Consider the following 22,372-nt stretch of genomic DNA (forward strand, 5'->3'; position numbering starts at 1 on the left):
TTCCTTTTCTTCAGAACCGCTCTGTTTGTGCCTGATCATGACAGAAATGTCTTTTTCGGGTTAAAACATGGTGATGCAAAGTTTTACTGACTATTCTGGTTTCGTAATTCGTCGAAAAACTGGTGTCAGAACAAAGAGAATTCGGCTAAATCCTTGTGTAAAGCAGGGCTTTTCATTATGATCCGCCGTATTTTTCAACTTATAATAATCGCTGTAATTCAGCCGCTTAAAATATCAACATTTAAGCGTTTAACGTGGAGATGAGTGGATGAGCAATGCGCCTGTAGATCATGGTCGCCGTCGCTTTCTGACCATAGCAACTTCTGTAGTTGGTGGGGTTGGTGCGATTGGAGCTGCTGTTCCCTTTATTGCTTCCTGGAATCCGAGTGAAAAAGCTAAACAAGCTGGTGCTGCAGTCACCGCTGACATTAGCAAACTCGAAGACGGGCAGTTAATTCGGGTCGAGTGGCGGGGTAAACCTGTGTGGATCGTGAAGCGGACGCCAGCCATGCTGGAAAGTCTGACCAAAGCAGTAGATAAACTTCGTGACCCTGCTTCTGAAGAACCGCAACAACCTGATTATGCTAAAAACGATCATCGTTCGAAAAAGCCTGAGATTTTTGTCGCTGTGGGTATCTGTACTCACCTGGGCTGTTCTCCAACTTACCTGATGAAAGACTTTGATGCTCAGGTTGAAGGCATTCCTTCTGGTTTCTTCTGTCCATGTCATGGCTCTACCTACGATATGGCTGGTCGTGTGTTCTCTGGTGTTCCTGCGCCGAAAAACCTGATGATCCCACCTTATATGTTTGTCGACGACACCACCATTTTGATAGGTGAAGATGAGGGGACAGCTTAATGTTTAAAAACTTTATGAGCTGGATAGAGTACCGCATGCCATTTATGGAGAAAATGAATCTCCATGTGTTGCAGTACCCAGCACCAAAAAACTTTAACTTCTGGTACTTCTTTGGCTCGTTAGCCATGTTAGTACTGGTGAACCAAATTCTGACCGGCATTTGGTTGACCATGAACTTCGTTCCTACTTCTGAAGGTGCTTTTGCTTCTGTTGAATACATCATGCGTGATGTCGACTATGGCTGGTTACTGCGATATATGCACTCTACCGGTGCTTCTGCCTTCTTCGTTGTTGTCTACCTGCATATGCTGCGTGGCATGATGTACGGTTCTTACCAGAAACCGCGGGAACTGCTGTGGATTTTCGGTATGCTGATTTTCTTAGTTTTAATGGCTGAAGCCTTTATGGGTTACTTATTACCCTGGGGTCAAATGTCGTTCTGGGGGGCTCAGGTTATTATCTCTATCTTCGGTGTTATTCCGGTGATTGGTGATGATTTAACTTTGTGGATCCGTGGTGACTATGTTATTTCCGGAGCTACCTTAAACCGTTTCTTTGCATTGCACGTTATTGCTTTACCATTGGTATTAGTTGTTCTGGTATTCCTGCACATCATTGCTTTGCATGAAGTAGGTTCAAACAACCCTGATGGTATTGATGTAAAACGTCCAAATGATGGTCAGAAGATTGAAGACAATGTGTCTGATAAATTTACTTTCCATGAGTATTTCACCAAAGGCGGTAAGAAAATTATCGTTGATGCTATTCCTTTCCACCCGTACTACACGGTGAAGGATATAGTAGGTGTGGTAGGTTTCCTTATTATTTTCTGCTGGGTTATTTTCTTTGCACCAGAAGGTGGTGGTTTCTTCCTTGAGCCGCCAAACTTTGAACCGGCCAACCCAATGAAGACACCGGATCACATAGCGCCAGTATGGTACTTCACGCCTTTCTACGCCATTTTACGTGCTGTACCTGATCAGCTGTTTGGTGCGATCTTCATGTTCCTGGCTATTATCTTCCTTGCGCTGTTGCCATGGTTAGACCGTTGCCCTGTGCGTTCAGTCCGCTACCGTAGCACTCTGCACAAAGCAAACTTGATCATGTTCTGTATCAGCTTTGTGGTGTTAGGTGTATTAGGTGTATTACCTGCGACTCCAACTTATACCTTGTTAGCGCAGATTTTCTCGTTCACTTACTTTGCTTACTTTGGCCTGTTATGGTTCTACAGCAAAAATGAGAAAACCAAGCCGTTGCCAGTGAGGTTATCCTGATGATTAAAAAGTTATTTACTGTACTAGCGCTGGTAGCATCCAGCGCTGCTATGGCGGCTGGTGGTCATGCTGTGCATTTAGATAAAGCACCTATTGATCTGAAGGACAAAGAGTCACTGCAACGTGGTGCCCGTATGTTCCAGAACTACTGCTTAGGTTGTCACCAGATGCAGTACCAGCGTTACTCCCGTACTTTCCGTGATTTAGGTATTCCGGATGACGTGGGTATGGCCACTTTAGGTTTTACTGCGAATAAAGTGGGCGACCATATTAAAAACGCAGCCCCTAAAGCGGATCTGGCCAACTGGTTTGGCGCTGCGCCACCAGATTTAACCAACGTAGCACGTGTACGCGGTCCTGACTGGCTTTACACTTATTTGCGCTCATTCTATGTGGATCCAACCCGTCCATTTGGTGTGAACAATGAAGTGTTCCCTATGGTCGGTATGCCGCATGTGTTACAAGAGCTGCAGGGTATTCCTTACAAAGCCTCTGAAACACGCCTGGTTGATGGTGTGCCAACAGAAGTTGACGTTGGTATTAAGACTGATGGTTCAGGTGAGCTGAGTACAGAAGAATACGATCGTGCGGTAGCTGATCTGGTGAACTATCTGGAATACGTTGGCGAGCCTTCTAAACTGGAATCGCGCAGCTTAGGTATTAAAGTTCTGATCTTTTTAGGTATCTTCTTTATCTTCGCTTTCCTGCTGAAGAAAGAGTACTGGAGAGATGTCCATTAAGGACACTGATGTTAGCCTTTGAAGGGGCCGCGAGGCCCCTTTGCATTTTTGCTTATAACCGGAGGATCCTATGGCGATTTCTGCCAACAGACGTGCTGTGATGACCTTGTTTTCAACAGCCAATGACATGTACTGTCATCAGGTCAGAATGGTACTGGCGGAGAAAGGCGTCACTGTAGATATTATGCAGGTCAGCACAGATAGTCTGCCTGAAGATGTCTATGAGGTTAATCCTTATGGTTCTTTGCCCACTTTAATGGACAGAGATTTAGCTTTATTTAAAGCCGATATTATTAACGAATACCTGGATGAGCGTTTCCCACATCCACCTTTAATGCCGGTGTACCCGGTAGCTCGCGCTAATGCCCGTTTAATGATGCATCGCATCGAAAAAGACTGGTATGGTTTAGCTGACAAGATTCTGAAGAATGCTCCGGACGCCGCTATAGCCCGTCGCGATTTACGTGAAGGCTTACTTGCTATGGCGCCTTTGTTCCAGGAACATCTGTATTTTATGAGTGACGAATACAGCCTGATTGATTGTTATCTGGCGGCTTTGCTCTGGCGTTTGCCAATGCTTGATATTGAACTGACCGGAGCTGGCAGTAAGTTATTGCAAACTTATATGACCCGTATTTTTGAACGCGACGGTTTTCAGCAGTCTTTAACTGAAGCCGAACGCGAAATCCGTCGGGGGCGTGGTTACTGATGGACATGACGCCGAATAAGCCTTATTTAATCCGTGCTTTTTACGAATGGATAGTGGATAACAATTTAACGCCCTACCTGGTGGTCAATGCCAGTATGCAAGGCTGTAAAGTGCCCGCACAGCACATTCAGAATGGTCAGATAGTGCTGAACATTCTGCCTTCCGCTGTAGGTAATATGTTGATGGGTAATGAAGTGATTACCTTTAACGCCCGTTTTGGCGGTAAACCTTTTGCGCTGACAGTGCCTGTGAAAGCTGTGTTGGCTATTTATGCCCGCGAAAATGGCGCTGGCACTATGTTTGATGCTGAAGAAGACACAGAGGATGATATTCATCAGCTGGAAGCTGTGTCTGACGACGAGCATAATAACGCCGAACAGACGCCACCGGATGACGAACCTACGGATCCGAACAAAGGTAAAAAAGTCTCTCACCTGCGCGTCGTGAAATAGTTCTGATATGAATGAAATAAGCATCTGAGTTAAATCAGCTCAGATGCCACCTGCCAGAAGGCTCTTAACAAGGGTTCATGCAGCCGTTTTGATAAAGTACACAATCCTAAATCAAAGGGGGCAAATTCATCGCCTTGAGTTAAATACCTCACTCTGTCCCTTGCCGGGCTTTGCTGCGCCACTATAGCTGGCACTAAAGCCACTCCTGTGCCTAAAGCCACCATACTGACCATAGCTTCATGGCCTTCCACTTTGGCAACCACTTTAGGCTCGGCTATTCGGGTTTTACGCCATAACTCAAAGCGGCTGCGCACCGGGCCATGCTCGGGCAAAATAAAAGGCACTTGTTCCCAGGGAATTGGGCTTTGGCTAAGCAAATCATTGGTTTTGCATGGGATCACAGGAGCGATTAGCTGTAATGGTACTTTGGCAATACTGCGAAAGGCCATATTCAGTGGGAAATGTTCAGGGTATACAGCCAGCGCTATATCCGCTTCATCCTGTTTTACTTTCTCTAAAGCTGCAGAAGCATCGCCTGTAATCAGTTTAATTTCTGCCAAAGGGCAGACTAAACGGAATTTATCCAGGATTGCGGGCAGGTGACTAAAGCTGGCCGTCACAGTACAAAACAGACGGATCTCACCACTTAAGGATGCACTGGTTTCACTCAGAGCAATTTGCAGTTGATGCCATTGTTCTAGGTAACTTTTCACAAAAGCCTGCACTTTTTGGCCCGCCAACGTCAGCCGCACAGAGCGGTTATCCCGTTGAAATAACTCGACGCTCAGCTCTTCTTCCATTCGCTGGATCACCCGGCTAAGCGTAGAAGGGCTGACATACATTTGTTCGCTGGTGCGGGCAAAGTTCAGGCTGCTTGCCAGATGCAAAAATAGCTGTGCGTTGCGAATATCCATTAGTGTCTCTGCTATGAAGGTCAGTGTTGCATAAAGTGAAATACTGTATTGTGAATATATCACTTCACGCAATCATTGCACTGTTTTATTCTCGAAGGCATCAAAACAGTGCATGACTTCTCTGCCCTGTTACGCTGAGCACAACAGATAGCCAGCTAGAAGAATTCGTCAGGATTTGTTATGAGTAACTACTTCAATACATTGAATTTGCGTCAGCAGTTAAAACAGTTAGGTAAATGCCGTTTTATGGCCAAAGAAGAGTTTGCCAAAGGCTCTGATTTATTGAAAGGCTGGAAAGTGGTGATTGTAGGTTGTGGTGCTCAGGGCTTAAACCAAGGCCTGAATATGCGCGACTCAGGTCTGGATATTTCTTATGCTTTGCGTGCTGAAGCTATTGCCGCAAAACGTAAGTCGTTCCAAAACGCCTCTGACAATGGTTTTAATGTAGGCACTTACGAAGAGTTAATTCCAACTGCGGATTTAGTATTAAACCTGACTCCGGATAAGCAGCATACATCAGTTGTTAAAGCTGTGATGCCGTTGATGAAGCAAGGTGCAACTTTAGCTTATTCGCACGGTTTCAACATTGTGGAAGAAGGTACACAAATTCGTAAAGACATCACAGTGGTGATGGTAGCGCCTAAGTGTCCTGGTACTGAAGTACGTGAAGAATACAAACGTGGTTTTGGTGTGCCAACGCTGATTGCAGTGCACCCTGAAAACGACCCTAAAGGTTTAGGTTTAGAAATCGCCAAGGCTTACGCTTCTGCAACTGGTGGTGATCGTGCCGGTGTACTGGAATCGTCTTTTGTTGCTGAAGTGAAGTCCGACTTAATGGGCGAACAGACCATTTTATGTGGCATGTTGCAAACCGGCTCTATTCTGGCGTATGACAAGTTGGTGGCCGAAGGTGTAGAGCCAGGTTATGCCGCCAAGTTAATCCAGTTTGGCTGGGAAACTGTGACTGAAGCTTTAAAACACGGTGGCATCACTCATATGATGGACCGTTTGTCGAACCCAGCCAAAATCAAAGCTTATGATTTAGCTGAAGAATTAAAAGTAACTTTACGTCCACTGTTTGAAAAACATATGGACGATATCATCAGCGGTGAATTCTCCCGCACCATGATGGCCGATTGGGCCAATGATGATAAGCAGCTGTTTGGCTGGCGCGAAGAAACCCGTCAATCTGGTTTTGAGAACGCACCTGTTTCCAGCGAGCAAATTCCAGAGCAGGATTATTTCGACCGCGGAATTTTGTTTGTCGCTATGGTGAAAGCCGGTGTAGAGCTGGCGTTTGAAACCATGGTTGCGGCCGGTATTGTAGAAGAATCAGCGTACTACGAGTCGTTGCATGAAACACCGTTAATCGCCAATACCATAGCGCGTAAACGCTTGTACGAAATGAACGTGGTTATTTCAGACACAGCTGAATACGGTAACTACCTGTTTAGTAATGCTGCAGTGCCATTGTTACGTGATTTCGTTAATAAGCTGAGCGCCGATTATGTGGGCAAGGGCTTAAGCTCTGCTGCAAATGGTGTAGACAATATTCGCCTGATTGCTGTGAACGAAGCAATCCGCCAGCATCCCGTAGAGCTGGTTGGCAAAAAGTTAAGGGGCTACATGACCGCGATGAAAAAAATCGTCGGTTGATAGATTAATCCCAAGTACAGAGTTTTTACGTGGACCTTGGTTGTTTGCCCGGCTTTGCCGGGCTTTTTTTATATTATTCGCAGCCATCCATGGCGCTCACCCTGCTGGGCCATCGTCGCTTTGCTCCGATGTTAAAAATTGCTCCTGCAATTTTTTGACCTTCGTACTTGCAGCCGCAGCGTTGTTGACTGCGCGCACTCGCCCTAGTCACATAGTTAACTATGCTCCTAGGGACTCGATTGCTTGTCGCCTGGCTGCAACAGCAAATACTTTGGCTAAGTATGCTGAACTCTATGAAAAACTCAGTGTATGCTGGCAACAAACTTAAGGAGTAAAACAATGAAAACTATAGCTTTAGTAGCGCATGATGGAAAAAAGGCTGAATTGCTGGCTTGGGTGAAAGAACATGCTGATTTTTTTCAGGATAAACAGCTGGTGGCGACAGGCACCACGGGTCGTTTACTAAATGAGGCTTTAAACAAAGAAGTACTATGTTTGGCCAGCGGTCCTTTGGGCGGCGACCAGCAAATAGGTGCTTTAATTGCTGAGCAGAAAATTGACTGGCTGGTATTTTTTTGGGATCCATTATCGTCTCAGCCTCATGATCCTGATGTTAAGGCGCTGATCCGTTTAGCTGTGGTATGGAATATTCCTGTGGCCTGTAATAAAGCCACAGCGGATTTTATTGTTACATCAACATTAGTGGGGCAGGACTATCAGCGCACTGTGCCGGATTTTTCTATTCACAACAATAGGTTGTCTTAATCACAATAGATGTTTTTTTCTTACAATAAGTTGACAATAATTCCTGTTTTGGTTTAACTGGCAGGGTTTATTAGTTAAGGACAATTTCATATGGATATGCATGGTTCAGCTGCTTCAACTGAAGTAGCTTCTGCTCGTCGGTCAACAGTACAATTTTCTGGTCGTGGTGCTGAGTTTTTTGGTATCTGGATTGTGAATGTGCTGCTGACCATAGTGACGCTTGGTATCTACAGCGCATGGGCTAAGGTTCGTACCACTCAGTATTTTTATGGTCATACCAAAGTGGATGGTCATGGTTTTCGTTATTTAGCTACACCCATCCAGATCCTGAAAGGCCGTATTATAGCCGTCATTATTTTTGCGCTGATTTCCGTATTAAGTACGTTCAGTCCGTTGTTTGGTTTGGCGGCTGCTTTAGTGTTTTTAATTGCGCTGCCTTGGTTACTGGTACAAGGCCTGAAATTTAACCTTCGTATGACCAGCTATCGTAACGTTCGTTTTGGCTTCCATGGCACTTATGGTTCGGCTTTTGTCTATTACCTGTTGTTGCCATTTCTGTGTATTTTTACTTTGTATCTGGCAATGCCATGGGCACTGAAAAAGCTGGATCATTTTGTGTTCAGCAATATCAGCTTCGGTGGTAAAAAATTTGAGGTGAATACCAAAACCTCTAACTACTTCAAAGCCTTTTTTATTGCTTTAAGTGTGGCTATTGGTTTAGGTATTGTCTGTGGTGTAGCTGCTGCAATCGCAGGTTTTTCTATGCCAGAGCCTGAAGCAGGAGTTAGCCTGGCTATATTACTTTTGTATGTGGCCTATTTTGGCGTTTTTATGCTGGTTGGCGCCGTATACCACGCCATGATCCGTAACCATCTGTTTAATTCAACGTTGCTACCTGATACTGCAGAGCTGCATTCCAATTTGGAAACTGTAGATTTAGTCTGGGTTACTTTTACTAATATGCTGCTAGTGTTGTGTACTTTAGGTTTGGCCTATCCTTGGACTAAAGTCCGGATGGCCGCTTTATTAGCTAAAGCAACTGAAGTGACCGTTTACCCCGCTGCTGATCGACTTACTGATCCGCTACAGCAGAATTCATCTGCTTTTGCTGAACAGGCTGCCGATTTGTTTGACGTTGATTTTTCTCTGACCTGATGCAGACCATTAAAGGGCAATTCCAGTATGCCGCCAGTACAGAATGTTGTGCTGCAGTGTTGCATTTCACTGAACAGGGGCTGGTGCAGCTGTATGCTGAACATGACAATGCACTGCTGTACGAAGCAACAGCAGATAGTTACAAGGTCGCCGAGGTTTTGCCCGGTTTACCCGCCGACTTGTTGTTTGAAACAGGAGCTGTATTTTCACCGGAGGATCACAATTGGCGCTGGCCTAAAAGTAGGCGTCAGAATCTGACTCTGAAACTGGAAACCAATAAATCGCTGATTGTTCTGTCAGTTATTGCAGTGCCCATATTAATCTGGTGGCTCACCACTGTAGGTTTGCCAAAAGCCGCTACAGCTTTAGTGCCCTGGATCCCGGTTTCTGTTGAAGAAAGTATTGGTCAACAAAGTATGCAGGTGTTTGACCGTACTTTGTTGTCCGATTCAGAACTGAGCCCGGAGTTACAACAGTCTATTCGTAGCCAGTGGCAAATGGCTGTCGATCAGTTGCAGTTAAGCAGCGGTTATCAGTACCAACTGCATTTTCGTGCCAGTAAAAGATTGGGCGCCAATGCGTTTGCTTTGCCAGGTGGTTATCTGACTATTACGGATGAACTGGTAAAACGCCTTGAAACACAACCCGATGCTATTCTGGCTGTGTTACTGCACGAAGTAGGGCATGTTGAGCACAGGCACGGTATGACGCTGGCGGCACAAGCGACGGCCAGTACTATTGTGATGTCGGTATTATTCAGTGATCTGGAAGGTATTACTGAAGCAGTATTGGGTACGGGCACCTCGCTGGTTCAATCTGCGTTTTCCAGAGATATGGAGCGTCAGGCTGATTACTTCTCGACTCAATCATTGTTAAAGCTGAACAAGTCTCCACAGGCTTTTGCCGAGGCTATGCAGGCTCTGACCAAAGGTCAGCCAAAAGAAGAGCTGTTGCCGTGGTTGGAGTATTTAAAATCACATCCTAATACCAAAGAGCGGATAGAAAAGGCTACGCAACAAGCGCAGCCTTAAGGTGATGAGCTCGGCTTTAGCAATAGCGGTATTAAGCGGTTTAAAAGCCGCTTAATACCAGTTTGCCGATTGCTTGTTGGCTTTCAATCAGCTGATGGGCTTTGCGCAGGTTTTCGGCGTTAATTTTGCCAAAGTCTGAGTTCAGGGTGGTTTTTAACTGACCAGCGTCAACCATATCCGCAACCTGTTGTAATAGCTGCTGTTGAGCAATCATATCTTCGGTTTGATATAAAGAACGGGTAAACATCAGCTCCCAATGCAGCGACAGACTTTTACGTTTCATCGGGCGTATATCAATAAGCTCCGGATCGTCAATCAAAGCCAGTTTGCCCTGAGGTTTAATCAAGTCCAGTATGTCGTTAAAATGGTGGTCGGTATGAGTCAGACTGATGACATAATCGATCTCAGGCAAACCCAGAGTTTTCAGCTGTGCAGCCATAGGTTTTTTATGATCTACTACTAAATCCGCACCTAAGGTTTTGACCCATTCACTAGTCTCTGCTCTTGAAGCAGTACCAATCACCTTTAACTGAGTTTTTTGCCGTGCCAGTTGCAATAGCACTGAGCCTACGCCGCCAGCGGCGCCAATCACCAACAGAGATTTACCTTTGGTGTTGTGTTCATTCAGTTCAAACCTGTCAAACAATAGCTCCCATGCCGTGATTGCCGTTAAAGGCAAAGCTGCTGCTTCGGTGAAACTTAAGCTTTTTGGCTTAAAGCTGACAATACGCTGGTCCACCAGTTGAAACTCGCTGTTTGAGCCAGGCTTATCAATAGCACCGGCGTACCAGACTTCATCGCCTGCTTTAAAGCTCGTGACTGCACTGCCCACCGCGACTACAACACCAGCAGCGTCCCAGCCTAAAACTCTTTGCTGGCCTTGGGTGTCGGCGTTACGACGGATTTTGGTATCGACCGGATTCACAGAAACTGCTTTAACAGCAACCAGCAGATCGTTTTCGCCCGGCGTTGGAATGGGCAGCTCTGTGTCGTATAAAGACTGTAGATCTGTGGCTGGTAAGTTCTGGCTATAGACTATGGCTTTCATCTGGATGCTCCATGAGGTTGATGTTGTTAGTTTAAGGGTGCTGACTATTTAGAAAAATATGCTAGATTTGGATTCAGTTTCAAAAATAATTTGATAATGATGCTCAGAACCGATGATTTACAACTTTTTGTATTAACAGCTGATTTAGGTTCTATTTCCGCTGCTGCGCGTGAGCTGGACCTTTCGCCTGCGTTGGCCAGTGTGGCGTTAAAACGACTGGAACAGCAGCTGAATACTCAACTGATTTTGCGTTCTACCCGCAGTTTAAGGCTCACCACAGCAGGTATGGCCTATTTGGATTATGCCCGCCAGGCGATCCAGCTGCTGGGGCAAGGCCAGCAGTTATTGCAACTGGGCAAAGAGCAGTTATCCGGTGAACTGACTTTATCTATGCCGTCAGATTTTGGTCGGAATAGCATGGCTGTATGGCTGGCGGAGTTTCAACAGCAGCATCCCAAATTACAGCTGAAGATCCGGGTCAGTGACAGGCTGGCTGATTTAGGTCGTCAGCCTGTGGATTTGGCGTTGCGTTATGGTGAGCCAAAAGATTCGCAGTTGGTGGCTTTGCCTTTGGTGCCAGATAATCATAGAGTGCTTTGTGCTTCTCCCGATTACATCCGTCGTTATGGAGCGCCAGAGCAGCCGCAAGACATTTGCTCGCATCAGGTTTTGCAGCTGGTGCTGGGCGAGGCCGTCCACAGTAAATGGCAGTTCTGGCTAAATGGGCAGCTACATCAGGTTCAGGTGCGGGGTGCTTTAGTGGCAGACGACGGCGATGTGGTGCGGCGCTGGGCAGTGGCAGGTTTAGGTATTGCCTATAAATCCCGGTTAGATATTTTGTCTGATTTGAGATCCGGCGCTTTGGTGAAGTTGTTACCTGATTATAAAACTGAGCAAGCGCCTTTGTATTTGCTGGCGGTGCAGCGCTTGTCTTCTTCTCCTGTACTTAAAGCCTTATCAGAGTTTTTACTACAAAAGCTGAGCTTGTATTGGCATGGTTAAACCTGAAGATCAGAACATTAATCCGGATAACTCTTTTAGATACAGAGGAGTAGCTGGATGCTGGCTTAACTCAAAAAATAAAAAAGCCGTCAGGAAGATGCTGACTAAAGAGCCCCAAAACCAGCGATGTTTTGGTTTATCCTGCTCTTTGTGTTGCAAGTATTTTTTCAGCAAATAGCTGCTTAATATGGCCAATAGGACTGAGCCTGCCAGCAAACTGTAAAACAAGGTCAGGTTGGTGCCTTTGAGCTGCCAGGCTACTCCAGCCAGAATACCAGGCAGAAAATAAGCGATGGGCCAGAGCACAGAAGCCAGAATGGCGGCAGGGAAATAACGTGATGGTGCTAACTGCAACATACCGGCTAACAAAGGCAATAGCGGCCGGCTGGGGCCAATAAAACGCCCTGCAACTATAGCCAGCCACACATTGTTTTCTAAAGCGCCGCTTATCTTATCCAACTCTTTTTGCTGGCGGGATAACCAGTTCCAGCTTTCCAACTGAGGTCTGAATTTGCGTCCAGCCAGATAAGACATGGAATCGCCAACTAAACCTGCTGCTGTCGCCACCATGCAGGCTGTCCAGAAGCCCATTTGTTCGGCACCAATCAGCACACCAAAACTAAACATTAAGGCTGTACCTGGCACTAACAGGCCCAACACGGCGACGGACTCAGCAAAAGTCAGCAAAAATAAAATCAGCAGGGCATAAGCCTGATATTCAGTCAGTAACTGCTGTAACCATTGTTCCATCTATCACTCACGTCAGTTGAGAAAGCCTTTATCAAGGCAGTATCGGGGCTGCGACGGGCTTATTCAAGCTGCTTTGCAGTCAGAGCCAGAAAGAGAGCAGATAAATCTGTTGGTTTATGGATATGTTATATTGTATCATTTCGTCTCTAACTTTATCGATTCAGCCTATTTTTTTACAGTGACCGGACTAAAAACATCATGCCAAGTCTAAATTTTAAACTCTCTTTTCTTATGCTCTCTTTAGGCTTTATTGCCTCTATTCCTGCAGCTATGGCTGAGTCGGCTGAGCATATTGAGCGTATCGAAGTGCAGTATCGCCAGGCTTATCGTGGAGATATTCCAGCTCAGTCTTTACCTCAGTCCATTACGGTCATCGACAAAAGTGTAATACAAGACAATGCCTTAACGCGCTTTCAGGATGCTCTGGATTTTTCAGCCAGCATTTCACGGCAGAATAACGGCGGTGGCTTGTGGGATAGTTTTTCGCTGCGTGGTTTTCCGGGCAATGAAAATATGCCATCCGGTTATTTAATTAATGGTTTTAACGGCGGCCGTGGTTTTAGTGGTCACCGTGATTTATCTAATGTGGAGTATGTTGAGATTCTAAAAGGCCCGGGTTCAGCACTTTATGGCCGCTCAGAACCCGGAGGCACCATTAATGTCGTGACCCGTAAACCACAAAAGGAGCAGGAAGGTTATCTGCAAGTCTCTGCTGGTCGTTTTGATCAGCACAGAGTCGAAGCCGATTACACCAATGGTATCAGCGACAATGTGGCAGTGCGCATCAATGGTGCAGTGCAGGACTATGGCAGTTTCCGTGATTATGTCAGCAGCAAAAAACAGGTGTTTACCCCTTCAGTACGTATTGATCTGGATGATAAATCCGCCTTGTTGTACGAGTTTGAATACCTGAAACAAGAGCAATTATTTGACCGCGGTATTGTTGTGCTAAACGGTGATTTTCATACAGTGCCACGCTCCCGTTATTTAGGTGAACCAGGTGACGGCCCTACTGAAATTGAGGCCACTGGCCATCAGTTATCTTATGAAACCAGCCTGACAGACCACTGGTCTTTGTTGGCTGGTGTAGGTTATCGTGACTCGTCGTTAAACGGTTTTTCTTCGGATGCTGAATTAGCCAAAGCTCGTCAGTCGTTATTTGATGATGGTAAAACCTTAACTCGTCAGCGTCGTTACCGTGATTATCAGGCTGAAGATAGGTCCGTGCGTTTTGAATTGAGTGGCCACCTGACTACTGCCGGTATTGTGCATCACCTGCTGATGGGAGCTGATGCCTACGATTATGATTTATATACTTTATTGTCACGTTTCCGTGGTCCAAGAGGCACTTACGCTTTAGATATTTATAACCCAGTCTATGGAGGTACAGCCACAGCTCCTGCGCCTTTGTATGAAAATAAGGAAAGCCAAAAAGCCTGGGGTGTGTATTTGCAGGATCAAATGGATCTGACACAACACTGGAAATTACTGCTTGGTCTGCGTTTTGACGATTATCAGCAGGATATTCAGGAGCTTTTAAAGGCCACCCGATCGGACAAAAGCGGCACACAAGTCAGCCCTCGTATTGGTTTAGTTTATGAAGTAAACCCAGAATTAAGCCTTTACAGCAGCTACTCTGAAGGTTTCCTGCCACTAAGCGGCACAGACTATGCGGGCAATCCTTTTGAACCTGAGTTAAGTGACTCTTATGAAATTGGTGCAAAATTTGTCGCTGCAGGTATCACCGGCACCCTGGCATTCTTTGATGCAAAAAAATCCAACATTCTAACCTCCGATCCGGTGAATGTCGGTTTCTCGGCCACCTTAGGTGAAGCCACCAGCCGTGGTATTGAGCTGGATTTACAAGGCCAGCTCACAGGAGACTTATCGGCTCAATTGTCTTATGCCTATCTGGATACACAAACCGTCAACGATATGATTAATCTGGAATGGGGTGTTAATGTGCCTGCCGGCAGTCGTTTGGTGAATATTCCTAAACATAACGCCAGCCTGATGCTGACTCAGTTGTTACCTTTAGGTTCTGTTGAAAGCCGTTTAGGGCTCAAGGTTAATCATGTAGCCAAACGTTTGGGAGATTCAGTCGACAGTAGCTATATGCTGCCGTCCCATACTTTAGTTGGCCTGTCCTGGGCTGCTGATTTGGATCAGAACTGGAAAGCTCAGCTGAATGTCGACAACCTGTTTGATAAGTTTTATATCCATAACTCCTATTCGGCGCTGTGGACAGTGCCGGGTGAGCCACGTAGCTACCGCATAAGTCTGACCTATGCTTTCTAATTCTGGGGGTTGGGAAATGATTAATCGTAGTCGTATCCAAAGCATCGATATGATGCGGGGTCTGGTGATGCTGATTATGTTGCTGGACCATGTGCGGGAGCGGTTTTTTTATCATCTGCAGGTGTCGGATCCTATGGATCTCGATATCACCTCTGTAAGCCTGTTTTTTAGCCGTTTTGCTGCACATTTATGTGCGCCGGTTTTTGTGTTTTTAACTGGTTTGTCGGCCTGGCTTTATGCCAATCCGGTGAATGGCCCTGTGCGTTCGGCCCGAAGTTTCCTTATCAAGCGTGGTTTGTTTTTAATAGCACTGGAATGGATAGTGTTGCCTCTGTCCTGGATGGGATCCTACGACACCATTTGGTTGCAGGTGATTTGGGCTATTGGCCTGAGTATGGTGGTGTTGGCACTGGTTAGTCAGTGGCCAAAAGCTGTATTGGCTGTGATAGGTTTTGGCATAGTCTTTGGCCACAACCTGCTGACGCCTATCAATTTTCAGCCTGATGAATGGGGTTATACGCTCTGGACTATTTTGCATGACCGCAACTATCTGGTGAGTGAAGGCGCTGTGAAAATTAAGGCCAGTTATCCGGTTCTACCCTGGATAGGTGTGATTATTCTGGGTTATCTGGCGGGGCCATTGTACAGTAAAAGGATGTCTGCACAGCATCGCGGCGCTTTATTGCTGCAGCTAGGAGCCAGCTGTTTAGTACTGTTTGTGCTGCTGCGTGGTTTTAATATCTACGGTGAAACCCTGGACTGGCAACTCTATCCGGATTTAGTCACAACCCTGATGTCGATATTGAATCTGACCAAGTATCCGCCTTCGTTAAATTTCCTGATGGTGACCTTAGGTCTGATGTTTTTGCTGTTGTTCGCACTGGAGAAACAGCAAGGCAACTGGACTCAAATCCTGGTGAACTTTGGTTCTGCACCAATGTTTTTCTACATACTGCATTTGTATGTATTGCTGGCGCTGCATTGGATGTTAGTCACTCTGTTTGGGCCTAATCAGGGCGACAGGTTTGGGATGGAGCATATGGGCTGGATCTGGCTGACTAGCGTGCTGTTAGCCGTCGCTTTGTATTACCCAACAAAATGCTTTTCTTTGTATAAAAAACGCAGCCAGCAAGCCTGGATACGTTATTTGTAAGAAGATTATTTATACATCAGGACAACGCAGCTTCTGCGCTCTGACTATGGTCGGGCGCAGCAGCTGGCCACCGCTGCATTTCATATAAACGCGACTCGCAGCGGGCAAAAGCAAATTCCAGCTGTTTCGCCTGGTACAGCTCTGAAATCGCAACAGCAGAGGTCAGTAGTAACAAGCAGCCTCTGTCATAACATTCGTCCACCAATGCAATAAAACGCCGTGCTTCATTGTCCAGCTTACTGATATAAATATCCTGATGTTCGCGCTGATAACTATCTTCCACACCATGCAAAATGGCCGTGTCCGACACAGCGCTGAATTGCGGTACATTCAGCACAGCTATGGCTTGGTAGCGGCTTGCCAGCTGCATATAATCCAGTTGACTGCGTGGGCCGGAGCAGAGTGCCATAAAATCAAAACCTATGATTTTTTCATTACTCCATAACGCCGGGAAACTGCGGCCCAACAATTCAAAGTCGGGCAGGGGCTGCACTTCGCCAAATAGCTGCTCTGCCTGTTGTTTTAACTTTGTTTCAGTCGTTCCCTGCTGGTAATAACGCATAGGGCTTTGCTTTAATCGCCGGTAATCTATGCCGTTATCCAAGGCTAACACCCGACAGTGCTGGCGCAGCAAATCAATGGTGGGTAAAAAACGCTGACGTTGCAGGCCATTTTTATACAGCTCTTCAGGTTCTGCATTGGAGGTGGTGACCAGCACCACACCACACTGAAACAAATAACGCCATAAAGTGCCAAGTAACATAGCGTCGCCTATGTCATTGACAAAAAACTCGTCAAAACACAGTACTTTGTATTGTTGTGCCCAGTCTTGGGCGATTTGCAATAAAGGGTCAGCTTCGCCCTGATGCTGTTTTAGTTCCTGATGCACCCGCGCCATAAAATGATGAAAATGCAGCCGGATTTTGCCATCCACAGCCAGCTGTTGGTAAAACAAATCCATCAGCATGGTTTTGCCACGACCAACAGGGCCATGCAGATACAAACCCAAAGTAGGCATGCCGGAACACAGCTGGTCTGTTATCTGTTGCAGCGCCAATACCGCCTGATATTGTGGCTCGTCATACAACAACAGGCCCTGTTGGACCTGTTGCTGATAAAGCGAGGTTACAGAGTCCGAACTCAATCTGTTGGACCCGCCGGTACATAACGTTGCAACCAACCTGTGAATTCGTTAAACCAGAAAATGGAGTTGTTTGGTTTTAAAATCCAGTGGTTTTCATTGGGGAAATACACCAAACGTGCATCTAAGCCTTTGCCTTTGTACACACCATAAATTTCCAGCCCTTGTGTCACTGGCACACGGTAATCCTGTTCACCATGCATAATCAGCATAGGAGTGACAAACTTATCGGCAAATAAAGCCGGGTTCCATTGCTGCATGACGTCCAGGCCGCTCCAGGGTGCACCGCCATAGGCATGTACTCTGTGAGTGGTTGCGTCAGAGGCAAACTGGCCCATCAGGTTATAGACACCGGCATGATTAATCAGCGCTTTATATCGTTCGGTATGACCCGCAATCCAGCTTACCAGATAACCCCCATAACTGCCGCCAGCTGCTGCTAAGCGGGTGGAATCAATAAAACCACGCGACAGCATGTAATCCACAGCAGCTTCACTGTCCATAAAAGGCTTTACCGGGTGTTCGCCATGAATAGATTCAGCAAAAGCCTGACCAAAGCTGGTTGAACCGTGGAAGTTGGGCTGGATCACTACATAACCTGCTGCAGCAAATACCTGGGAGTTCCAGCGGTAACTAAAGCTGTCACCCGAGTAGCTGTGTGGTCCGCCATGCAATACATTCAGCAAAGGCCATTTTTTGTTGGGATCAAAGTTCGGCGGATACGTAATATAAGCCTGCACCAGTTTGCCATCTGCTCCGGCAAAGCTGACATCTTCAGTTTTACCCCAACTAATGCTTTGCTGCAGCTCCTGGTTGATCCGGCTTAGCTGCTTTAAAGTGCGCCCTTTATTATCCAAACTATAAATTTCCGGCATCTGCTTCATGCTGTGCTGCACCAGATAAATTTGTTGCTGTTGGCCAATTTGCAGCTGACTGATATCAGCCTGGCGCAAAATTTGTTTCACTGGGCCACCGGCTAACGGCATGCTATACAAAGCTGATTTTGCTTTGTCGGCCGCCTGAAAATACAAAGTGCCGTTGTTGCCAAACTCCCAGTCATCGACCGAAATATCCCAATCCTGAGTCAGGTTGGTTTTTTGCTGGGGCTTAAAATCAAAGCGGATCAGCTGGTTATTATCCGAGGTGAAAAAGGTGCTGCGCTGTGCGCCATAGACCAGGCTGTTGCCATCAGGGCTGAATTTAGGGTTGTTGTCACTGGCCGGATTGTCTGCGGTGATATTGACAAACTCACCTGAACCGTCAGTTTTAACAATCAAAATATCGTGATTTAGCTGATCAAAAGGCGGTGGGCTGGTCACTGCACTGACAGCTATCTGGCGGCCATCTGTAGAAATATCAAATTCAGCATCGCCATTTAAACTAAATCTGCGATCCCAGCCTGGTGTTAAGTCTGCTATTTCGCCGGTATGAATGTTAATACTGAACAAATGCGGATAGCTGTCATCGGTTAACCAGTGATCCCAGAAGCGATAGACTCTGTCTTCTGTCACCCGTGCTGTCACTTTATTGTCTTTTTTCTTCTTCAACTGCTCTGCTAAAGCGGCAAAGTCACCATTAAACCCTTTAGGTACATTGGCCAGAAACAAAATACGCTGGCCGTCCGGAAACCATTTTGGCTGCTGCACCGCAACAGGTAATTTAGTTAAAGCTTTGGCTTCGCCACCAGTTAAAGGCAATAAAAATAGCTGATTCGTTTCATTGCCACGTTTGGATAAAAACACCAGCTGACGACCATCAGGGCTCCAGGCTGGTGCAGTATCTGAATCCGGGTGCTGGGTTAAAGCCGTTAATTGTTGGGTACGTAAATCCAGAATATGAATATCAGCATTGCCTTTATCGGCGGCCAGATCATAACGGGTGATCGTCAATGCCAGTTGCTGACCACTGGGTGATAAGGTCATGGCACCGGGGCGCGCCACTTGCCATAAATGCTGAGCCGTTAAAGGTTCAGTTGCGGCCTGAGCAGCACCTGCCGCCACAACCATCATCAGGGCTGAAAAACTAAATTTCATACACACTCGCGTTTGTTCAGTCAAAGCAATAAGTTGACGCTAGCATAGGCCAGTAGCGCTATAAATAAAACCCTGACGAATGGAAGGATATTCAGGATTAAGCTGAAGTTGTAGTGCTGTTCACAGCTAATTAACGACGCCAGTTATGGTCAGGGCTATACTTAAGGGGCCTTAAGTAAAACCGGAGGTCCTTATGTTCAGCCGTGAGTTTTGGCAAACCTTTGTGCAACTGCTGAGTTTTAATGGCTATATCCTGCCAGACGAGTTGCATCACTATCGCTCAGAAGAAGCAGTGAAACAGGATCGATAGGGAGCTTGATGCTCCCTGCTTCGTTTTACGAGTGCGTGCTTCAATAAGCTGCAGTCAGGTCTGCTGCTTGCGCTAAATAAACTTTGATCTGTAGTTTTTCAGTTGTGCTTTCCCGCTGCAATGATACGCCAGACAACTTTGCCAGATACTGACTAAAGACCCAAAAAGGTTCAGTGTGACTTTCTTCTGGTTCAGCTTCTTGCTGCCATGGATACAACAAGATCCAGTTGAGTTGCAACTGAGAGCCATGTTGTTCGGTACTTAAGCAGAGTTCAGGCGTGCGACTCAGGCTATGGTTTAGCACGTAGCAGCTCAAAGCACAGCACAATAATTCCAGTACTTGAGGTGGTAATGAGCAAGCCAGCAATGGCGATATGCAGGATGAAATTCTCGGAGACGCTTTCAGTAATAGCGAGGCCTGATAAGCGCCACGTTCAGCCAGGTCTACCACTTTGCTGGTGGTCTGTTGCTGGGACTGCACCCCAGACAGTTTTTCAAGCATGCCTGATAATACGGCCCAGCAGGAACTCTGCTGTTTCAGTTGTTGCAGGCTGGGTTTAAGCAAAGGCAGGGTCAGTTTATGTTCTGGTTGTAGCAACCTGCTGTGCATCAGTTGCAGCTGTTGTTGGCTCTGAATCATTTGCTGTTGCAGCATCTGCATTAAATTAGCCAGTAAATCAGAGAGTTGAGGCAAGTTGTAGTGAGATTGCTGTAACGACAACATTAACTGATGGTTGTAATTTTTTTCATCCTGCAGTTGCTGCTGCAGTTCAACGTTTTGATCAAACAAGGCTAAATCGCCTTCAATGGCTTCTTTAAAGAGCTGCAGCAACTGAGTATGCTGCTCGTCCATAGGCCTGTTGAAATAATCCAGAATACAAATGGTGCCAAACAGATGCCCATCAGGCCAATACAACGGGTAACCATGGTAAAACACCAACCCCAGCGCCGCAGTAGGGTTGTCATGCATTTCCGGTACCTGTGTGGCATCTGCTATATGCAGAGGCTTTTGCGTACGCAGCACATTGGCGCAATAGGAATTCAAGTGCAGTGGCATGCTTTGGCTGGCAAAAAATGGGTGTTTGCCATTGCTGTTGGTCACCTGCAATACCAACTGACTGCCATCCATCCTGTTGATCAAAGCACAAGGTACATCGGCCTGACGCGCTAATAAATCCACCATTAATTGCCAGTGGCTGACAAAATGCTCCAGTGTCAGCACCTGACCTGTTTGCGCAGTGGAATCCGTTGTCTGCATGAACATAACTCTGCTATCTGCTTGTTCTATTTAGTATAAAGGCAATATTAGATGTTTGTCAGATGAAAATTGTTAACGCAATCATTTGCTGGGATTAGTTATAAAAAGCCTGCTGAAAAATATTTCCTCCACGCTATTGCATTTATGGATTACAGCTGTAATAGTTTATGTATTACGCTTGTAATCGATAGGTGAGATGCAATGAAAGATATCAGTCAGGCTGAGTTGGAAGTATTAAAGGTGTTATGGCAACAAGCACCAGCCACAGCCAATCAAGTTGTGGATGCTTTAGCCGATGCCAGTCAGTGGCATGAAAAAACAGTAAAAACTCTGTTGAACCGTCTGGTGACTAAAGGTGCTGTGTCTTTTGAAAAAGACGGCCGGGCTTATTTATACAGCCCTGTGCTGCAGCAGGCCGATTATCAGATGAAGGAAAGCCAGAGTTTTATTCAGCGGGTGTTTTCCGGTCGAATCGCGCCTTTAGTGGCAGGTTTTGCTCAGCAGGACAAACTGGCAGAACAGGATATTGCCGAGTTGAAGCAACTGATCGCCCGCTGGGAGCAGGAGAATAAACATGATTAGTCTGTTGCTGGAGTTACTGCTGCCGCTGTCGTTGATGCTACTGACATTGCTGGTGCTGCGGCCTTATTTACTCACGCGGCTTGGAGGGCGCACCTTGTATGCATTGTGGTGTCTGGTGCCTGTATTGCTGTTGTGTTTTGTGTTGCCATTGCAGCTGGGGCAGAACAGCTCTTTGGCTGTTATGCAGGTGTATCAGGTGGGGTTGCAGCAAGCTTCGCAGCAGTTTAGCAGCGGCTCTTTGCTGCTCTGGTTTTGGCTGACTGGTGTGCTGTTATTTGCCGCTGCAGTGTTGCGTAGTCAGTTGCAATTGCGCAAAGAAAAAGCGGCAGCTACATCTATCGAACTGCAATCCGCGTCTTTGCATTCCACCTTGCCTTGCTTGTTAAGCGATAGAGTGCAGGGACCCTATATCAGTGGTGTGTTACGACCAGAAATTATGCTGCCAGCTGATTTTTTCCAACGTTTTTCGCCCACTCAACAGCAACTGATCCTCAATCATGAGCTGACACATTGGCAGCGTGGCGATTTGTTTTGCAATCTGCTTGCTCTGGGTTTGCTGATGTTGTTCTGGTTTAACCCTTTGTGTTGGTTGGCCTACAGCGCCTACCGCCAGGATCAGGAATTAGCTTGTGATGCGCTGGTATTAGCAGGCGCAGCCACTGCCGACAAAATTGCTTACGGTAAAGCTTTACTAAGCAACTCAGAGCCAACGCCAGTCAGCTGGCAGGGGCTTACCACTCACTATGGAGATGTAAAACAGATGAAACAACGTTTATTACAATTACAAACTCAGCAGGGTTTTAGTAAAACCACATTAGTCGCAGCTTTAGCGCTGGTGCTTGCCACAGGCCTTTGGTTACAGCAACCTGTTCAGGCTGCGTCTACTACTGCTGCTGTGAAAAATGAACCAGTTCCTGTAATGCGGATTGAACCTAAGTACCCAATTCAGGCCGCCGAACAAAAAATAGAAGGTTATGTGGATGCTAAGTTTGATATCTCAGCACAAGGCAAAGTCAGTAATGTGCGTATTGTGCGTTCAGTGCCCCAAGGCACTTTTGACAAAGTCAGTATCACAGCTTTGGAGCAATGGCAGTATTCAGCTACAGGCCAGGAGCATAAAGATATGCTGGTGAAGCTGGAATTCGCTTTGGACTTGCTAGACACGCCAATGGAAAGAGTGGAAGTGACGCCAACGGAGAAACATAATTAAGCAGAGTGAAACTGATTTTCGCATTGCAGCTT

20 protein-coding genes are annotated in these 22,372 nt (G+C 46.3%); 14 read left to right on the plus strand and 6 right to left on the minus strand.

Annotation, left to right across the window (positions count from 1 at the left end):
• The first annotated feature begins 268 nt into the window (after nt 1–268).
• The 5 genes from petA to EK374_RS02640 all read left to right on the plus strand — a co-directional run bounded on the left by petA (nt 269) and on the right by EK374_RS02640 (nt 4,034).
• Entirely contained in the window at nt 269–859 is a 591-nt protein-coding gene (gene petA, locus EK374_RS02620; protein WP_127019866.1) for a ubiquinol-cytochrome c reductase iron-sulfur subunit, read from the plus strand.
• Complete coding sequence (locus tag EK374_RS02625; protein ID WP_127019868.1) at nt 859–2,133, plus strand: cytochrome b; 1,275 nt, start codon at nt 859–861, stop codon at nt 2,131–2,133. Before petA ends, EK374_RS02625 begins: the two co-directional genes overlap by 1 nt.
• Nucleotides 2,133–2,873 (plus strand): cytochrome c1, encoded by a 741-nt coding sequence (locus EK374_RS02630; RefSeq protein WP_127019870.1) that lies wholly within the window; start codon nt 2,133–2,135, stop codon nt 2,871–2,873. The genes EK374_RS02625 and EK374_RS02630 overlap by 1 nt, the downstream gene beginning before the upstream one ends.
• Nucleotides 2,874–2,943: 70 nt before the next feature.
• Entirely contained in the window at nt 2,944–3,582 is a 639-nt protein-coding gene (sspA, locus tag EK374_RS02635; RefSeq protein WP_127019872.1) for a stringent starvation protein SspA, read from the plus strand.
• Between the two features lie 5 nt (nt 3,583–3,587).
• Entirely contained in the window at nt 3,588–4,034 is a 447-nt protein-coding gene (locus EK374_RS02640; protein ID WP_233280318.1) for a ClpXP protease specificity-enhancing factor, read from the plus strand.
• A gap of 29 nt (nt 4,035–4,063) precedes the next feature.
• Here the strand turns inward: EK374_RS02640 and ilvY are convergent, their stop codons facing one another.
• The gene (ilvY, locus tag EK374_RS02645; RefSeq protein ID WP_127019876.1) at nt 4,064–4,948 is read right to left on the minus strand and encodes an HTH-type transcriptional activator IlvY; all 885 of its coding nucleotides are present in this window, start codon (nt 4,946–4,948) and stop codon (nt 4,064–4,066) included.
• 180 nt (nt 4,949–5,128) lie between these two features.
• Between ilvY and ilvC the strand changes: the two genes are divergently transcribed.
• The 4 genes from ilvC (at nt 5,129) to EK374_RS02665 (ending at nt 9,555) form a co-directional block, all read left to right on the plus strand.
• Nucleotides 5,129–6,604 (plus strand): ketol-acid reductoisomerase, encoded by a 1,476-nt coding sequence (gene ilvC, locus EK374_RS02650; protein ID WP_127019878.1) that lies wholly within the window; start codon nt 5,129–5,131, stop codon nt 6,602–6,604.
• Nucleotides 6,605–6,943: 339 nt separating this feature from the next.
• Complete coding sequence (locus tag EK374_RS02655) at nt 6,944–7,369, plus strand: methylglyoxal synthase (RefSeq protein WP_127019880.1); 426 nt, start codon at nt 6,944–6,946, stop codon at nt 7,367–7,369.
• A 90-nt stretch (nt 7,370–7,459) separates the two neighbouring features.
• Nucleotides 7,460–8,524 carry a YjgN family protein gene (locus EK374_RS02660; protein WP_127019882.1) on the plus strand — a complete coding sequence of 355 codons (1,065 nt, stop codon included), beginning with the start codon at nt 7,460–7,462 and terminating at the stop codon, nt 8,522–8,524.
• On the plus strand, nt 8,524–9,555 hold the full coding sequence (locus tag EK374_RS02665; protein ID WP_127019884.1) for a M48 family metallopeptidase: 1,032 nt from the start codon (nt 8,524–8,526) through the stop codon (nt 9,553–9,555). Before EK374_RS02660 ends, EK374_RS02665 begins: the two co-directional genes overlap by 1 nt.
• A gap of 40 nt (nt 9,556–9,595) precedes the next feature.
• Here EK374_RS02665 and EK374_RS02670 read toward each other — a convergent pair whose 3' ends face one another.
• Complete coding sequence (locus tag EK374_RS02670; RefSeq protein WP_127019886.1) at nt 9,596–10,603, minus strand: zinc-binding alcohol dehydrogenase family protein; 1,008 nt, start codon at nt 10,601–10,603, stop codon at nt 9,596–9,598.
• Between the two features lie 96 nt (nt 10,604–10,699).
• Between EK374_RS02670 and EK374_RS02675 the strand changes: the two genes are divergently transcribed.
• Nucleotides 10,700–11,605: a LysR family transcriptional regulator gene (locus EK374_RS02675; RefSeq protein ID WP_233280319.1), complete on the plus strand. Its 906-nt coding sequence runs from the start codon at nt 10,700–10,702 to the stop codon at nt 11,603–11,605.
• 9 nt (nt 11,606–11,614) lie between these two features.
• Here EK374_RS02675 and EK374_RS02680 read toward each other — a convergent pair whose 3' ends face one another.
• The gene (locus EK374_RS02680; RefSeq protein ID WP_127019888.1) at nt 11,615–12,355 is read right to left on the minus strand and encodes a DedA family protein; all 741 of its coding nucleotides are present in this window, start codon (nt 12,353–12,355) and stop codon (nt 11,615–11,617) included.
• A gap of 198 nt (nt 12,356–12,553) precedes the next feature.
• Here EK374_RS02680 and EK374_RS02685 point away from each other — a divergent pair, with 198 nt between their 5' ends.
• Nucleotides 12,554–14,653, plus strand: coding sequence for a TonB-dependent siderophore receptor (locus tag EK374_RS02685; protein WP_127019890.1), 2,100 nt, complete (start codon nt 12,554–12,556; stop codon nt 14,651–14,653).
• A 16-nt stretch (nt 14,654–14,669) separates the two neighbouring features.
• Nucleotides 14,670–15,806: a DUF1624 domain-containing protein gene (locus EK374_RS02690; RefSeq protein ID WP_127019892.1), complete on the plus strand. Its 1,137-nt coding sequence runs from the start codon at nt 14,670–14,672 to the stop codon at nt 15,804–15,806.
• Nucleotides 15,807–15,822: 16 nt separating this feature from the next.
• On the opposite strand, the gene zapE is transcribed toward EK374_RS02690, so the two are convergent.
• The 3 genes from zapE to EK374_RS02705 all read right to left on the minus strand — a co-directional run bounded on the left by zapE (nt 15,823) and on the right by EK374_RS02705 (nt 20,554).
• The gene (gene zapE / locus EK374_RS02695; RefSeq protein WP_127019894.1) at nt 15,823–16,950 is read right to left on the minus strand and encodes a cell division protein ZapE; all 1,128 of its coding nucleotides are present in this window, start codon (nt 16,948–16,950) and stop codon (nt 15,823–15,825) included.
• Nucleotides 16,947–18,980, minus strand: coding sequence for an alpha/beta hydrolase family protein (locus EK374_RS02700; protein WP_127019896.1), 2,034 nt, complete (start codon nt 18,978–18,980; stop codon nt 16,947–16,949). Before EK374_RS02700 ends, zapE begins: the two co-directional genes overlap by 4 nt.
• Nucleotides 18,981–19,330: 350 nt before the next feature.
• Entirely contained in the window at nt 19,331–20,554 is a 1,224-nt protein-coding gene (locus tag EK374_RS02705; protein WP_127019898.1) for a GAF domain-containing protein, read from the minus strand.
• A 195-nt stretch (nt 20,555–20,749) separates the two neighbouring features.
• Between EK374_RS02705 and EK374_RS02710 the strand changes: the two genes are divergently transcribed.
• Together EK374_RS02710 and EK374_RS02715 are read left to right on the plus strand one after the other, a co-directional pair.
• Nucleotides 20,750–21,130 (plus strand): BlaI/MecI/CopY family transcriptional regulator, encoded by a 381-nt coding sequence (locus EK374_RS02710; RefSeq protein ID WP_127019900.1) that lies wholly within the window; start codon nt 20,750–20,752, stop codon nt 21,128–21,130.
• On the plus strand, nt 21,123–22,340 hold the full coding sequence (locus tag EK374_RS02715) for a TonB family protein (RefSeq protein ID WP_127019902.1): 1,218 nt from the start codon (nt 21,123–21,125) through the stop codon (nt 22,338–22,340). Before EK374_RS02710 ends, EK374_RS02715 begins: the two co-directional genes overlap by 8 nt.
• Nucleotides 22,341–22,372: the final 32 nt, after the last annotated feature.

Origin of the sequence: Rheinheimera mangrovi, assembly GCF_003990335.1 — a bacterium.
In the GTDB taxonomy this organism is placed as follows: domain Bacteria; phylum Pseudomonadota; class Gammaproteobacteria; order Enterobacterales; family Alteromonadaceae; genus Pararheinheimera; species Pararheinheimera mangrovi.